Source organism: Streptomyces poriferorum (assembly GCF_019399235.1).
Classification (GTDB): Bacteria; Actinomycetota; Actinomycetes; order Streptomycetales; family Streptomycetaceae; genus Streptomyces; species Streptomyces poriferorum.
Map to the genome: position 1 here is coordinate 1 of NZ_JAELVH010000660.1, position 399 is coordinate 399.

The window sequence follows — 399 nt, forward strand, 5'->3', positions numbered from 1 at the left end:
GGCGTCAGCCGCCGACGTACCAGCTGAAACCGCCGGAGGAGGCCGCGATCACCAGCACGACGACGATCAGCAGGTCGATGACACCGAGCACCAGGCCGGCCTTGGCCATGCCCGTGCCACCCTTCGCGGACAGTTGGCGCAGGCCCACGACACCGAGCACGATGGCAACCGGTCCGAGGACGATGCCGAAGAAGAGCAGGCCGATGATGCCGCAGATCAAGCTGGCTACCGCGAAGCCATTCGTTCCGGACCGGGCGGCGGGGGCGGAGTACGAACTGTCGTGATGCGTCATTGCGCTCTCCCGTTCAATTGTCGGTTCGGTGCTGTGCTGGAATTGTCTTGTGCCCCTGATGAGTTGACGCATTCCGGGGAAGGGAATCGGTGCGGTGATTCCGGTGC

General features: G+C 64.4%; 1 protein-coding gene. It reads right to left on the bottom strand.

What is annotated here, in order from left to right; genetic code table 11:
• Positions 1-4: 4 nt before the first annotated feature.
• On the bottom strand, positions 5-292 hold the full coding sequence (locus JGS39_RS40300) for a DUF4190 domain-containing protein (RefSeq protein ID WP_219574693.1): 288 nt from the start codon (positions 290-292) through the stop codon (positions 5-7).
• Positions 293-399 lie beyond the last annotated feature (107 nt).

Excerpts from the sequence above, each read along its gene's own strand:
- JGS39_RS40300 (WP_219574693.1), bottom strand. The coding sequence starts at position 292 with ATGACGCATCACGACAGTTCGTACTCCGCCCCCGCCGCCCGGTCCGGA.